This window comes from Demequina sp., assembly GCA_024707205.1.
Taxonomy (GTDB): domain Bacteria; phylum Actinomycetota; class Actinomycetes; order Actinomycetales; family Demequinaceae; genus Demequina.
The window spans coordinates 636,014-650,063 of the sequence record JANQAD010000001.1 but is presented as its reverse complement, the minus strand read 5'-3'; the positions used below and the strand labels follow the sequence as shown (position 1 = coordinate 650,063).

8 protein-coding genes, 1 tRNA gene and 5 pseudogenes are annotated in these 14,050 nt (G+C 69.9%); 11 read left to right on the top strand and 3 right to left on the bottom strand.

The window, feature by feature from the left end; all coding sequences use genetic code 11:
• The first annotated feature begins 290 nt into the window (after nucleotides 1–290).
• From NVV57_03320 to NVV57_03300, 5 genes and pseudogenes are all read left to right on the top strand, one after another.
• Nucleotides 291–491, top strand: a pseudogene (locus NVV57_03320) (C40 family peptidase).
• Nucleotides 488–616, top strand: a complete 129-nt coding sequence (locus tag NVV57_03315) for a hypothetical protein (GenBank protein ID MCR6711766.1) — start codon at nucleotides 488–490, stop codon at nucleotides 614–616. The pseudogene NVV57_03320 and the gene NVV57_03315 overlap by 4 nt, the downstream one beginning before the upstream one ends.
• Nucleotides 617–687: 71 nt before the next feature.
• Nucleotides 688–1,667: pseudogene (locus tag NVV57_03310) on the top strand (aldo/keto reductase).
• Nucleotides 1,668–1,689: 22 nt separating this feature from the next.
• Nucleotides 1,690–1,762: transfer RNA gene (locus tag NVV57_03305), tRNA-Arg, on the top strand.
• Between the two features lie 216 nt (nucleotides 1,763–1,978).
• A pseudogene (locus NVV57_03300) lies at nucleotides 1,979–4,016 on the top strand (DEAD/DEAH box helicase).
• 57 nt (nucleotides 4,017–4,073) lie between these two features.
• On the opposite strand, the gene NVV57_03295 reads toward NVV57_03300, so the two are convergent.
• A complete protein-coding gene (locus NVV57_03295; GenBank protein MCR6711765.1) occupies nucleotides 4,074–5,891 on the bottom strand; it encodes a phosphoenolpyruvate carboxykinase (GTP) in 1,818 nt (605 codons plus the stop codon).
• Nucleotides 5,892–6,007: 116 nt separating this feature from the next.
• Here NVV57_03295 and NVV57_03290 point away from each other — a divergent pair.
• The 6 genes and pseudogenes from NVV57_03290 (at nucleotide 6,008) to NVV57_03265 (ending at nucleotide 13,078) form a co-directional block, all read left to right on the top strand.
• Nucleotides 6,008–7,476: pseudogene (locus NVV57_03290) on the top strand (helix-turn-helix domain-containing protein).
• 131 nt (nucleotides 7,477–7,607) lie between these two features.
• Nucleotides 7,608–8,177: pseudogene (locus tag NVV57_03285) on the top strand (MFS transporter).
• 130 nt (nucleotides 8,178–8,307) lie between these two features.
• Nucleotides 8,308–8,820 (top strand): MFS transporter, encoded by a 513-nt coding sequence (locus NVV57_03280; GenBank protein ID MCR6711764.1) that lies wholly within the window; start codon nucleotides 8,308–8,310, stop codon nucleotides 8,818–8,820.
• Nucleotides 8,821–9,062: 242 nt separating this feature from the next.
• Nucleotides 9,063–10,583 (top strand): hypothetical protein, encoded by a 1,521-nt coding sequence (locus NVV57_03275; GenBank protein MCR6711763.1) that lies wholly within the window; start codon nucleotides 9,063–9,065, stop codon nucleotides 10,581–10,583.
• Between the two features lie 822 nt (nucleotides 10,584–11,405).
• Entirely contained in the window at nucleotides 11,406–12,974 is a 1,569-nt protein-coding gene (locus NVV57_03270; protein ID MCR6711762.1) for a hypothetical protein, read from the top strand.
• Nucleotides 12,935–13,078, top strand: a complete 144-nt coding sequence (locus NVV57_03265; protein ID MCR6711761.1) for a hypothetical protein — start codon at nucleotides 12,935–12,937, stop codon at nucleotides 13,076–13,078. The genes NVV57_03270 and NVV57_03265 overlap by 40 nt, the downstream gene beginning before the upstream one ends.
• An 81-nt stretch (nucleotides 13,079–13,159) precedes the next feature.
• Here the strand turns inward: NVV57_03265 and NVV57_03260 are convergent, their stop codons facing one another.
• Nucleotides 13,160–13,384: an FmdB family transcriptional regulator gene (locus NVV57_03260; protein MCR6711760.1), complete on the bottom strand. Its 225-nt coding sequence runs from the start codon at nucleotides 13,382–13,384 to the stop codon at nucleotides 13,160–13,162.
• Between the two features lie 9 nt (nucleotides 13,385–13,393).
• Nucleotides 13,394–14,011, bottom strand: a complete 618-nt coding sequence (locus NVV57_03255) for a 5-formyltetrahydrofolate cyclo-ligase (protein MCR6711759.1) — start codon at nucleotides 14,009–14,011, stop codon at nucleotides 13,394–13,396.
• Between the last annotated feature and the right edge of the window lie 39 nt (nucleotides 14,012–14,050).

Below are 14,050 nucleotides of genomic sequence, written 5' to 3'. Positions count from 1 at the left end.
CACTGATTGTGGTACCTCTGACTGGGGCAGCGGCGGCGGCTCTCGTCACAACTGAACCGGTCACCCCCGACGCGGCAAGCGTCATGGCGGCGAATATCGACCACGCCCAAGACCTCGCGGACGCGCCCACGCAGATCGCGGCAGATGCAAATGCCGAGTTCGCCGTGGATGCGCCCACCGTCAAGGTGAAGAAGAACCCCATCGTGGTCAAGAAGGTCGCGAGTGGAGCAACGGCCACGAGCCACTACCGCACCGTGGTGCCTTCCGCGAAGGTTGAGCAGGCCATCGCCGGCTCCAAGGTCATCGCCTACGCGGCCAAGTTCGTCGGCACCCCGTACAGGTCCGGTGGCAGCACGCCCGCGGGCTTCGACTGCTCGGGCTTCGTGAGTTACGTGTACGCGCACTTCGGCATCGACCTGCCGCGCTCGTCCTCCGCCTATTGGAACGTCGGCACCCGGTGTCCTCGCCCAAGCCAGGCGACATCATCGTGACCTCCGGCCACGTTGGCCTGTACGCGGGAAGCAACCTGCAGATCGACTCGCCGGTTCCCGGCAAGACGATCCAGTTCCGCGCCATCTGGCAGGTCAACCCCACCTACGTTCGCGTCACGGACTAGTTCCAGACGCACGGCAAGCGAGGGGCCCGACCACAGCGTCGGGCCCCTCGCTGCACGTTTAGGCTGGTTCCATGCGAACCAACCACGTTCCGCGGCTGGGCCGCGACGTTTCCGCGATCGGTCTTGGCTGCTGGCAGCTTGGCGCCGACTGGGGAGACGTCTCCGATGACACGGCGACCGCGATCCTCGACGCGGCCTATGACGCCGGCGTCACCTTCTTTGACACGGCCGACGTCTACGGCGACGGCCGCTCCGAGCGGGCCGTGGGCGAGTTCCGCGCGCGGCACCCCGAGGTGTTCGTGGCCACCAAGATGGGCCGGCGAGCGTCGCCCCATGTCGCGGCCGAGTACACGCTCGACGCGTTCCGCGCGTGGACGGACCGGTCCCGCGCCAATCTGGGCGTGGACACGCTTGACCTGGTGCAGCTGCACTGCCCGCCGTCGGCCGTGCTTGCGGACCCCGGGACGTACGAGGCGCTTGGCACGCTCGTTGACGAGGGGCGCGTCGCGAACTGGGGCGTCTCGGTGGAGACGTGCGATGAGGCGCTGGAGGCGCTTCGCCACCCCGGGTTGGCATCGATCCAGATCATCGTCAACCTCTTCCGTCGCAAGCCTTTGGAGGCGGTCACCAAGGCGGCGGCCGACGCTGGGGTTGCCATCATCGCGCGCGTTCCGTTGGCCTCTGGCCTGCTGAGCGGCACGTACGACGAGCACACGGAGTTTGCGGCGAACGATCACCGGAACTTTAACAGGGACGGCTCGGCGTTCTCGGTGGGCGAGACGTTCAGCGGCGTGCCGTACGACGTTGGGGTCGCGGCCGCACGCGAGGTGGCCGCGCTCACGCCTTCCGGGTGGACAACGGCCCAGTTCGCGCTCGGCTGGCTCACGCAGCAGGCGGGAATCTCCACGGTGATCCCCGGCGCGCGCACGCCAGACCAGGCCCGCGCGAATGCCGCGGCGGCAGAATTGCCGCCATAGCGTCGGGCACCCTTAGTGAACTTGAGGGGATCTATGACCGCGATATCAGGGCGCACGTCCACAACCGCTGGTAGCCGGTACCCTTGACGGGTCCCAGCGCCTGTAGCTCAGGGGATAGAGCACCGCTCTCCTAAAGCGGGTGTCGGCAGTTCGAATCTGCCCAGGCGCACGCCGTGTACGCGCGGTTGTGGTCTGGCGTGGGCCCATCGCGCGTGCGGGGGCGTCGGGCCGTGCGCGACCCAGGCCAGGGGTTGCGCATTGTGTCGCGGACGCGCGCTCTAGAGGAGGTTAGGTGCCACAAGCAGGTCACCGCGGTAACGCCCGTGGGCGCGGCTCTTCGGGCGCGCAGCGCGGCCGCACGCAGCGCCCGGCGGAGAAGGGACTCATCCCGATTCTCGCCCAGGTGGCCCGTGACGTTGAGCGAGCGGTGCAACGATCCTCGACGGCCGGCGGGGTGCGAACCAAGTTCCAGGTGGTGGCGCTGCTGGTGCGTGAGGAGCGGGCCCGGGTCCTGGCGGACACGAGCCTCAGCGCGTCGCGAGCCGAGCAGCTGAAGCGACTCGACGGGCTCGCCACCATTCTCGCCACCACCGCAGCGAGGGACACCTCGCTGCTCGCGCTGCTTGCCGAGGACGCCAGCGTCTCCGACGCCGCGCGCGAGTACAAGGCCGCGCTGATGCGAGCGGCAGGGATGGATGTGCCGGAAGAGGCGCCCCCGCCGCCGCCCCCCGCCCGCCGCCCCGGCCGCCAACCAGGTGGTCCCACAATCGGTCATCTCGCGCCAGATGTCGAACCCGTTCCTTGCTCCCGACTTCTCTGGCGCCGCCGCGCGGAAGGCGTCGCGGACCAACCGGCTCGCGGGTTGGGAGCTGCTTGAGCCGCTGTTCGAGTCCTTTGAGCGCGCCGCCACGGGCGCTCCGGCCTGCATGGCCCTGCCCGAGCCCGGCCTCACCGCGGCCCCGGGCGGCCGCGAACTCATGCCGCACCAGGCGCGAGTGATCGCGGCAACGACGCGCGGGCACCGCACCTACCTGCTCGCCGACGAGCCGGGCCTTGGCAAGACGGCCCAGGCGCTCCTCGCCGCTCAGGCGGCGAACGCGTATCCGTTGCTGGTGGTGGTGCCGAACGTGGTGAAGGCCAACTGGGCGCACGAGGTGGGTCTGTGGACCCCGTCGCGGCGCGCCACCGTTGTCCACGGCGATGGCGAAGAGGTCGACGCGTTCGCCGATGTGGTGATCGTGAACTATGAACTCCTCGATCGGCACGTCGGCTGGCTCGGCGGGCTTGGCTTCCGCGGCATGGTCGTTGACGAGGCGCACCTCATCAAGAACAAGCGCTCGCAGCGCTCGCGACACGTCCTCGCGCTGTCCGAGCAGGTGCGCCAGCGCACCGCCCGGCCCCTCCTGATGGCGCTCACGGGCACGCCGCTCATCAACGACATCGAGGACTTCCGCGCCATCTGGCAGTTCCTGGGCTGGATCGACGACAAGAAGCCGCTCGGCGCGCTGATGGCCGCGCTAGAGGAGACCGGACTGACTCCGGCCGATCCAGGGTTCTACGCGGCCGCGCGGGCCAGCGTGATCGACATGGGAATCGTGCGTCGCCGCAAGGCCGACGTTGTGGCCGACATCCCCGCGCGCCGCGTCGCCGACCTTCCCGTGGAATTGGACGACGCGGCCGCCCGCTCGATCAGGGCGGCCGAAGAGGCGCTCACCAGGCGGATGGTCACTCAATACGAGTCGGTTCTCGAGACGCGGGGTGAGGTCGCGGTCGCGCACGAGATCGATATGGACCTGGTTCGCCGGGTGGCCGCGTCGGAGCTCAAGGACACGAGCTCGAAGACGAAGGGCGACAACGTCTTCACGATGGTCCGCCGAATCGGCCAGGCCAAGGCTGGACTCGCGGCGGACTATGCCGCCCAACTTGCCCACAACGTCGGGAAGGTGGTGTTCTTCGCGAAGCACATTGACGTGCTCGATCAGGCGGAGGAGACCTTTGCGGCGCGAGGCATCGAGTTCGCCTCGATCAGGGGCGATCAGACGAACAAGGTGCGCGAGAAGAACATCGCCGCATTCACCGAGGACCCCAACGTCTCGATCGCGGTGTGCTCGCTCCTGACAGCGGGCGTGGGTCTCAACCTCCAGGTGGCGTCCAACCTCGTTCTCGCCGAGCTGTCCTGGACCGCCGCGGAGCAGACCCAGGCGATCGACCGAATCCACCGCATCGGCCAAGCTGATCCGGTGACGGCGTGGCGCATCATCGCGTCGCAGACGATCGACTCGGCGATCGCGGAGCTCATCGACAGCAAGTCCGCGCTGGCAGCGCGCGCGCTCGATGGTGCGCAAGACGAGGATCTGGACTCGTCGACGGACATCCAACTCGAGGCTTTGATGCGCCTGCTGACCGATGCGCTCAATCTCTGATACGCACTCGATGACGACCATCCGCGCGATGCCCAACCCCGCGCGGCGCCGTCCTGGCTATTCGCCCGACGCCAGGCGCACCCTGAGCTGCCGCAGCTGGCTTGAGATCGCGGCGGGCACGCGAGGAGAGAACTGCGCGAGGTATCGCTCGGTGTCGTCGGACTCGGCGAACAACGCTCGGGAGTCCGCTTCCATGAGCTCTCCCCACGAGTCGGGGGTGACGCCAGCCGCTCGGTAGTCGATCTCGCCCTCGGCCGGAAGGGTGCCGAGGGGCGAGTCGACTCCGACGGCGGTGCCGTCCAGGCGGCCGAGCATCCACGCGAGAACCCGGATGTTCTCGCCGAAGCCCGGCCAGAGGAACTTCCCATTGCTTCCCTTGCGGAACCAGTTGACCTGGAACACGGCAGGAGGGTTGGCAACGCGCGCGCCCACCTTGAGCCAGTCGGCCCAGTGGTCCGCCATGTGCACGCCGCAGAAGGGGAGCATCGCGAACGGGTCGCGGCGCAAGTCGCCGACCGTGCCCTCGGCTGCCGCGGTCTGCTCGCTCGAGAGGGTCGCGCCCATGAGCATGCCCTCCGCCCAGTTGCGCGCCTGGGTGACGAGCGGGATGTTGGTGGCGCGACGCCCGCCGAAGACGATCGCGTCAAGGGCCACTCCCTCGGGCGCGTCCCAGTCGTCGGCGATGGTGGGGCAGTTGGCCGCGGCGACCGTGAAGCGCGAGTTGGGGTGTGCCGCCGGGGTATCGGAGGCCGGGGTCCAGTCGCGGCCCCTCCAGTCGGTGAGATGCGCGGGCGGCTCCTTGGTGAGACCTTCCCACCACACGTCGCCGTCATCGGTGAGCGCCACATTGGTGAAGATCGTGTCCTTCGCAAGCATCTCGATCGCCACGGGGTTCGTCTCTGGAGACGTGCCTGGGGCCACGCCGAAGAACCCGGCCTCCGGGTTGATCGCGCGGAGGCGACCATCGGCACCCGGCGCGATCCACGCGATGTCGTCCCCCAGGGTCTCCACCTTCCAGCCCGGGAGCGAAGGGCGCAACATCGCGAAGTTCGTCTTGCCGCACGCGCTGGGGAAGGCAGCCGCAATGTGCCGCGCGTGCCCCGACGGGTCGGTGACCTTGAGCAGCAGCATGTGGGCCGCGAGCCACCCCTCGTCATGCCCAAGCGCGCTCGCGATGCGGAGCGCGAACGCCTTCTTCGCGAGGATCGCGTTGCCGCCGTACGCGGAGCCAAAGGACCAGATCTCGCGAGACTGCGGGAACTGCACGATGTACTTGTTGGGGTTGCAGGGCCACGGGACATCGGCCTGGCCGGGCTCGAGCGGCGCGCCGACGGTGTGGGCGGCGGGAACCCACGTCGCGCCTTCCGCGATGCGCGCCAAGGCGGCTGAGCCCATGCGCGTCATGGTGCCCATGCTCACCACCACGTAGGGCGAGTCCGTGATCTGCACCCCGTAGCGCGTGAGCGGACCGCCAACGGGCCCCATCGCGAACGGCACCACGTACATGGTGCGGCCGCGCATCGAGCCGTCGAAGAGCTCAAGCAACTCGGCGTGCATCGCGGAGGGTTCGCGCCAGTTGTTGGTAGGCCCAGCGTCGGCCGGGTCTGGCGTGCAGATGAAGGTGCGAGTCTCTACGCGAGCGACATCATCTGGGTTGGAGCGCGTGAGGTAGCTGTTGGGGCGCAGTGCGGGGTTGAGGGGGATGAGCGTGCCGGCGGCGACCATCTCGTCGATCAGCCTGGCGCGCTCGGCTGCCGAGCCAGAGCACCACACCACCGACTCGGGGCGGGTGAGTTCGGCGATCCCGTCTACCCAGGCGGCTACGTCAGTGGGCGCGGCGATCGTCGAGGTGAACGACTCGGCAATGGCGGTCATGTTCTGCTCCGATGCGGTGCGAATTTTCTGGCTCGATTCCACCGTAGGCGGACCTTAGCGCTAAACAGGGCCAAATCGCGGGAGAATTTCGCCCAAAGTTTCGATACTGTGAATCCATGGAGGACTTGACCTACGTTGGCCGCCGGATTCGCCACTTCCGCACAGCGAGGGGCCTCACCCTTGCGGATCTCGGCGAAAAAGTCGGCGTCGTTCCCAGCCAGCTCTCCCTGATCGAGAACGGCAGGCGAGAGCCGCGCCTCACCCTCCTCTCCGCCATCGCGGAGGCTCTTGGCGTCACGGTGACGGATCTGATCGAGGCGACCCCGCCGTCGGGCAGGGACGCGCTGGAGGTCGAACTGGAACGCGCCCAGCGCGGCACCACCTACCGCGAACTGGGCCTGCCGCCCTCAGGCCGAGTAGGTCGCTCCCGGACGACGCGCTCACGGCACTCGTGGGCCTTCACCGCGAGCTGGACCGGCGGTCGCGGGAGGCGATCGCCACGCCGGAGGAGGCACGGCGAGCCAACACGAGCCAGCGCCTTCGCATGCAAGAGCTCAACGACTACCTGCCGGACATCGAGGAGATCGGGTCTGAGGACGTGGCCGCGGCTGGGCACGTGAGCGGCGCGCTCACGCACCGCACCGTCGGCGTGATGGCGGAGCGACTGGGCCTCGAGATCGTGCACGTGGACGACCTCCCCCACTCGGCGCGATGCGTGCTGGACCTGGCAGCGGGCCGTATCTACACCCCGCCCGCCTCGATCCCTGGCGGCCACGGCCTGCGGTCGCTTGCGCTGCAGGCGATGGCGCACGTGCGGCTGGGCCACGAGGCGCCTGCCGACTACGAGGACTTTCTGCGCCAGCGTCAGGAGGCGAGCTACTACGCGGCGGCGTGCCTAATGCCGCGAGAGGCGGCGGTCGCCTTCCTCACTCGCGCTCGCGACGAGCGCGACATCGCGGTCGAGGACCTCCGCGATGCCTTCGGCGTGACGCACGAGGCCGCCGCACTGCGCTTCAGCAACCTCGCGACCGCGCACCTGGGGATTCGGCTGCACGTGCTGCGCGTGGACGGCGCGGGTGCCGTGGTCAAGGCCTACGAGAACGACGGGCTGCCGCTGCCGGTTGACGTCACCGGTTCCACGGAGGGCCAGCTCGCGTGCCGCCACTGGGCCGCACGCCGCGCCTTCGCGCTGCACGCGCGCGCCACGGAGTACTACCAGTACACGGACACGCCGGCCGGGACGTTCTTCGAGTCAACCCAGACGGGCTCCACGGGATCCGAGGAGTTCTCGATCACTCTTGGGGTGCCCTTCGACGAGTCCAAGTGGTTCCGCGGGCGCGAGTCGCGCGAGCGGGCGGTGTCCCGCTGCCCTGACGCCTCATGCTGCCGCCGGCCCGACGCTGCGGTCGCCTCTCGCTGGGAGGGCAAGGCCTGGGCGAGCCCCCGAGTTCACGCGCACATCTTCTCGCCGCTTCCGCAGGGGACGTATCCCGGGGTCGATGACCGCGAGCTGTACGCGTTCCTGGAGGCACACTCCGCGAATACCAGCCCTGTCGATAGGCGCCCCGGCGACGCCAGCGACTGAGGCGAACCAGCGTCGGGCATACCCTTGAAAGCGTGACCGCCGCCCCCGCCACCCAGCGCAGGGTGTGGGGCATCTACATCGCGGCCGTCGCCGTCTACTTCGTTGCGGTGGTTCACCGCACCGCGCTCGGCGTGGCGGGCGTCGAGGCGCTCGACCGCTTCAACGTGGAGGCTACGGGCCTCGCCCTGCTGTCGGTGACTCAGATTGGCACGTACGCTCTTATGCAGATCCCGTCCGGCCACCTGCTGGACCGGTTTGGCCCGCGTGTGATGATGACCGTGGGGTCGCTCGTCATGGCGGCGGGCCAGTTGCTGCTCGCGTTCAGCGACCACTACGGCCTCGCGATCGCGGCGCGCATCATGATCGGTGCGGGCGATGCGCCCATCTTCATCAGCGCCGGGCGGCTCATCGCGCACTGGTTCCCCGCGCGGCGCGTGCCGGTGCTCATGCAGGTCACCGGCCTCATTGGCCAGGCGGGGCAGCTGGCCACCGCAATTCCCGTGGCGATGCTGCTGCACGGCCGAGGGTGGACGGCGACGTTCGCGTCGCTCGCGGTCGTCGGCGTCGGCGCCGCGGCCATCGCGTTCACGTGGGTGCGCATGCCGCGGCCCGACGCTGGCTCGGTCGAGCAGGAGCGTGACCGATTCTGGGCCTCGATTCGCGCCGCGACCGATCACGTCGGCACCCGCCTCGGGTTCTGGAGCCACTTTCTCCCGCCGTTTTCCGCGAACGTCGTCGCGCTGCTATGGGGCGTGCCGTTCTTCATCACCGCGCAGGGCCTCCTCGCCCCGGCAGGCGAGTTCGCTCCTGATCGTCCTGACGATCGCCGCGATGGTGACGGGCCCCATCGCGGGCGTCCTCACGGCGCGACATCCGCTGCGGCGAACCTGGATCGTGCTGGGCTCCGCCGTGGCGACCCTGGTGGCGTGGGTCATCCTGCTGAGCTTCGACAGCCCGCGTCCCTGGTGGCAGCTCGCGGTGTTCTGCGCGGTGATCGGCATGGGCGGACCGATCTCCCTTGTCGGCATCGACTTCGCGCGCTCGTATTCGTCCGCGGAGCGCCTCGGCACCGCGACGGGCTTCGTCAACATTGGAGGCTTCGCGTCGACCATCGCCGGGGTGCTGCTCGTTGGCGTCGTGCTGCAGGTGATTTCACCGCCCGGCTCCACCACGTACTCCTTGAACGAGTATCGGGTCGCCTTCGCGTCGCTCATCATCGTGTGGCTCATCGGCCTGTTCGGCGTCTTGCGAAACCGGCGTCGGACCAGGGTCGTCATGGCGTCGGACGGGGTGTTCGTGCCGCCGTTGCGCGACGTGCTGAGGCGGCGAGACCACCGGAATTGACGCGCGTCCCCGGCGGCGTGAGAATCAGTCCAGCAGTGCGCGTCGTCTGTTCAAGTTGGCGCGCACTGTTTGCTTTTGCGCCACGGCTCCCAACCGGACTTGAGGGCTAAGTCGGTGGCGTGAACGCTCAACCAGTTGAAATGCGGTCCGGAGCCGCGGAGCGCCGCCCCGCGGAGGCCCGCTCGCACTGCCCGGCGGCGTGGTGACCGTGCGGCGAGCACGTGGCTGGATACCGTAGGGGAGTGGTGGACTACATCGGTCGCGCCCTCGTGGCAGAGGCGCTCCAGGAGTGGCGCGATCAGTTGCGCGCGAACGCATCGATCTCCGCCCTGCGTGACCTCAGCTACTCGAGCGCCGACCTCATCGACCTCGCGGGCGCCCACCCTGGCGGCCTGGCGCCGTTCTTCGCCAACCGCCCCACCCTCCTGAGCTCTCTCATACGGGACGACGAGGCCCGCCTCGCCGCCGAGCACCGCGCCAAGGTCATCCGCGCGAGCGCCGACGAGGTCCGCGCGTCCACCGGCGTCTGGACCGCCGCGCTCGTTGTCGGCACCGTCGTGTGGAGCGAGAACGGCCACGCGCGCGAACTGCCGCTCGTCATGCGCCCCGTGCTGTGGGATGACGCGCGCGGCGCGGACGCCTTCGTGACGATGCTCGACGAGGTCGCGCTCAACCCGGTCTTCGTCGCCGAGTTGCGGGAGCGTGCACCCCAGAGGGCCGACGCTGTGGTCGCCCTCGTGCCCGAGCGCGCCGGGGGCTCGTCTTTCGACCCGCGGCCCGTGTGGAACGCGGTGCGCGCCATCGGCGACGCGTTCGGCCCCGGCTTCGAGGTGCGCGAGCGCCTCCTGCTCGGCGCGTTCGACGACCCGGAGCAGCGCCTCGTCGACGACCTCGACGACCTCGGCGGTGAGCTGCGAAAGTCGGACATCGTCGCCGCGGTGGCAGGCGACCACGACGCAGTCACGCGCCTCGCCGTGCCCATCCCCGCCTTCGCCACGGGTGACCGCGACCCCTTCGCGGAGCGCGGCATCGGCGATCTCGACGACGCCCAGTTCGCGGCGCTCGACGCCGTCGCGACCGGTCGCTCGATGTTCATTCAGGGCGGTCCCGGCTTCGACACCGCCGGCATGCTCTCGGCGATCGCCGCGGACGGCGCGGCGTCCGGCCGCTGCATCCTCGTGGTCGCGGGCAAGCAGTCGCTGCTCAAGCAGATCACCACTCGCCTCGAGCACGCGGGCGCCGGGGACATCGCGGTGGACGGTGCCGCGGACGCCACGGCGCGCTCGCGCCTGCTCAACTCCATAACGATGGGCGGGGTCGACGTCGACGACGCGAGCATCCGCTTCGCCGGCGAGCGGCTCTTGCAGGCCCGACGGGTGGCGCAGTCCCGCTTCGACGCTCTGCACCGCACGCATCGGCCATGGGACGTGAGCGTGTTCGACGCGGTGCAGGCGATAGTCCGCCTGACATCGACCGAGCCCGCGCCGCAGACGATGGTGCGGCTCGAGCCGCACGCGGGGGGCGGTCATCTCGGAGCACGGCTTCGCCTCCGTCGCCGACGCCCTCGTGAAGCGCCTTGGCGAGCGAGACGAGGTGACGACGGAGACCGCGCCGATCACAACGTCGGGCGTAGAACTGGTGCCGTGGTGGTCGCCGATCACCGACAACCCCGAGGAGGGCGCCGCGCTCGACGAGGCGCTCGCGACGCTGCTGGTGCGCCACATCCCCAAGATGCGCACGGAGTCGGCGCTCGCCGCGCATGAGACCGGGGTGGACGAGGCGACGTCGCTCGCGCACTGGTCGGACCAGGTGCAGCTCTTCACCGACCTGCGGTCCACGCTCGAGATCTTCTCGCCCGCGGTGTTCCACCGATCGCTGCACGACATCGTCGAGGCGACGGCCCCGGCGGGCGAGCGCGAGAACGCCATCGCGAGGCGCGACCGGCGCGCGCTGGTGCGCCGCGCCGTGGAGCTGCTCCGGCCGGGGCGGTCGAAGGCGAACCTCCACCAGGAGCTCGTGGCCGCGAACGACCAGGCGCTGCGCTGGCGCGCGATGGCGTCGTCCGGAGGCTGGCCTGTGGTGCCGGATGACTTCGACATCTTCGGCGACCGCGTGGAGCAGGTGCTTCGTCTGTGGGCGCGCATCGGCGAGCCCGTTGCGCGGGTCACCGGTCGCGACGACCTTCCGGACCTGCCTTGGGATGACATGACGCGCATCCTCACCGAACTTGCAGAGGGCATCCCCGGCACGCTCGAGGCCGCGCGCTCGCGGCCGCTCGACCGCGAGATCGAGGACGTTGGCCTTGGCGGCCTTCTCGAGGACCTGCGCGCTCGCGAAGCCGCCCGGAGCAGGTGCGACGCGACCTCGAGTTCGCATGGTGGGCGTCCGCATACGAGGCGATTCTCGCGGCCGACGACCGGCTCACCGCGCACGGCGCGCTCGGCCGTGCAGTCGCCGAGTTCATCGACGCCGATGAGGGCTTCGCCGAGCTGCGCGTGGGTCCGCTCATGCGCGCCGTGGCCGAGCGTCGCCGCGGCGCGATCGCCCGCCACCCCGACGACGCGCGCGACCTTTTCGCTGCGCTCATGGAGGGGGCGACGGCGTCGTACCGCTCGTTGTGGACGTCCTTCGGCGCGGTGGTTGGCGCACTGCGGCCCGTGGTCCTGGCAACCGCCGAGCAGGTGGCGCGCATCGTCCCCGCTCACCGTGTCATCGACACCGTGATCATCGCCGGTGCGGAGTCACTCGCCCTCGCGGAGACGATCCCCGCGATCGCCCGTGCGCGCCAAGTGGTGGTGATAGGAGATGCCGAGGCTGCCACCCGTTCCGCCGTCTCCGTGCTCGCCGCGCTGCTACCGCGCGTCACCATGCCGGTGGCGCCCCAACCCCGCGACCCGCGCGTCACCATGGTCCTTGGGGCGATGGCGTACGGGCGCGTCCTGCAGCCGCTCCCCACCGCGGGCTCGGGCTCGCGCCTTGAGGTGCAGGTGCTCGACGCCGTCAGCTCTCCCGCCGCCGGCCACAGCGCCGTCGAGTCGACGCGGGCCGAGGTGAATGCCGTGCTGGCCCTCGTCGACGCGAACGCGCGCACCGTGCCCCGCCGCTCGCTCGCGGTCGTCGCCGGCAACGAGGTGCACGCGAACCGTCTGCGCTCCGCGATCAGGGAGAGGGACGACGCTGTGGCCGACCGGGTGGCGGTGGTCGCCATGGGCGAGGCTGGCGGCATCGACGTGGACGAGGTCATCATCTCGCTCGGGTACGCGCGCGATCAGCGAGGCACCCTGCCCCCGGACCTTGGGGTGCTGCAGTCCGACTGGGCACGCCAGGCGCTCGCCCAGGCGCTCGTAGCGTCCCACGCGCGCGTCACGATCATCACCGCGCTCGACGCTGAGCACCTCAGCGACATCGCGGACACGGTTGCCGACCCGGAGGCGATCGAGGCGCTACGAGAGCTCGTCGCCAAGGGCGAGGTCAACCCTGTCCCGCCCGAGCGGCCGGAGCCAGGGCCGAGCGACTGGCTGCTCAGCGACATCGCGGCGAGGCTGCGCGCCGAAGGGTATGGGGTGCGGCTGCGCTACGGCTCCGGCGCCGACACGATCGCGCTCGCGGTCGGCGGGCCGCGAGACCGCGGCTACCGCGTGGCCGTCGTCACCGACGAGAGTCAGCCCGGTACCGCCGTCAGCCTGCGCGACCGGCTGCGCTGGCAGGTGTCGCGGCTCGAGCGTCTCGGCTGGATCGTGGTGCCGCTGTGGACCCTCGATGTGTTCACGGATCCCGACGCGGCGCTCGCCTCGATTCGCAACGCGCTCGACGCGGAGATCGCCGCGCTCACCGCCGCGCTGCCAACGATCGCCATCCCGCTGGTGAAGGAGTCAGAGGCGGAGGTCGACGCGGAGCCGGTGTTCGACATCGAGGAGCCTGCCGAGGAGCCGATGGTGGTCGAGGACGAGCCCGAGCCCGAGCCGGAGACCGAGCCGGAACCCGAACCGGAACCGGAACCCGAGCCAGAGCCGCACCAGAACGAGAGCCCGAACCCGAACCCGAACCCGTCAAGCCCAAGCCGCCCACCATGGGATTCGGCGTGCCGAAACTCGCTCAGCCACAGCGTCGGGCCGTGCCGCCTACTCCGCACAAGGGGGTTGACCGACCGCTGATCCCCACGCGCGCGCGGGAGGACGAGGACGTGAGCTGGGGCGGCGGCGAGTCCGGCGGCCGCGACGAAGAGCTCAAGCGCGACAAGCCCCCGCACTGGGGCTAGTTCACACCTTTTGGAATGGGTTCTGAGTGTCGCCAAACGTGAGTTTCGCGACACTCAGAACCCATTCGGGAGGCGCCGCGCCTATTCCGAGCTTGACGAGCTCGATGTGCTGGAAGACGAGGCAGGCTTCTCGCGCGAGTCCGTGCGGTAGAAGCCGGAGCCCTTGAACGTGACGCCCACCGAGCCGAACACCTTGCGCACCACGCCGCCGCACTCGGGGCACGCTGGCGTCGAGTGGTGATGAATGGACATCACCTCGTCGAAGCGGTGGCCGCAGTTGGTGCAGGCGAAGGCGTACGTGGGCACCGCAGAATTCTACCTGGGCAGCGGCGTGTAGCCCTCCGGCGTGATCACGCCGTTGACGCGGACGTCATGCTCCTCGCGCGGGAGCGGCTCGACGTCGGCGTCGTGTAGCTCCCCGGCGAAGGTGAGCGCAACGATCGGCACGCCGTCCCTCACGGACGCTAGGGCGCGGTCGTACCAGCCGCCGCCCTGACCCAGCCGGGTGCCGGACGTGTCAACCGCGAGCGCGGGAACGATCACCACATCGGCCTCGACCACGGTGTCCGCCGGGAGGAACTCGGTGGACGGCTCGGGGGGACGGCCCGGCGCGCGCTCGATGAGGTCCGCGGCCCCCGCATAGACGCCCCACCCGCGCTGCAAACCGTCACCTAGCAGGGGAATCAGCACCCGCACGCCGCGCTCGTGCAGGGCCTCGATCAGTGGCAGCGTGCCGGGCTCGTGGGGTCTGGAGGCGTACACGGAGACGCAGTCGGCGTCCCTGACGGCCTCGAGAGCGAGCACGTTGTCGCGCAGCGCCTCCGCATGCTCGGCGAGCCGCCGCTCCGCCCTTTGCTGACGTTGACGACGGATGGTGGCCCTGAGTTCCACCTTCGCCTCGTCTGGCTGCATGGGGGCCGTGTGGACGGTCATGCCGCCATTGTGCCAAAGACAGGTAAATCCTTCGTTTCC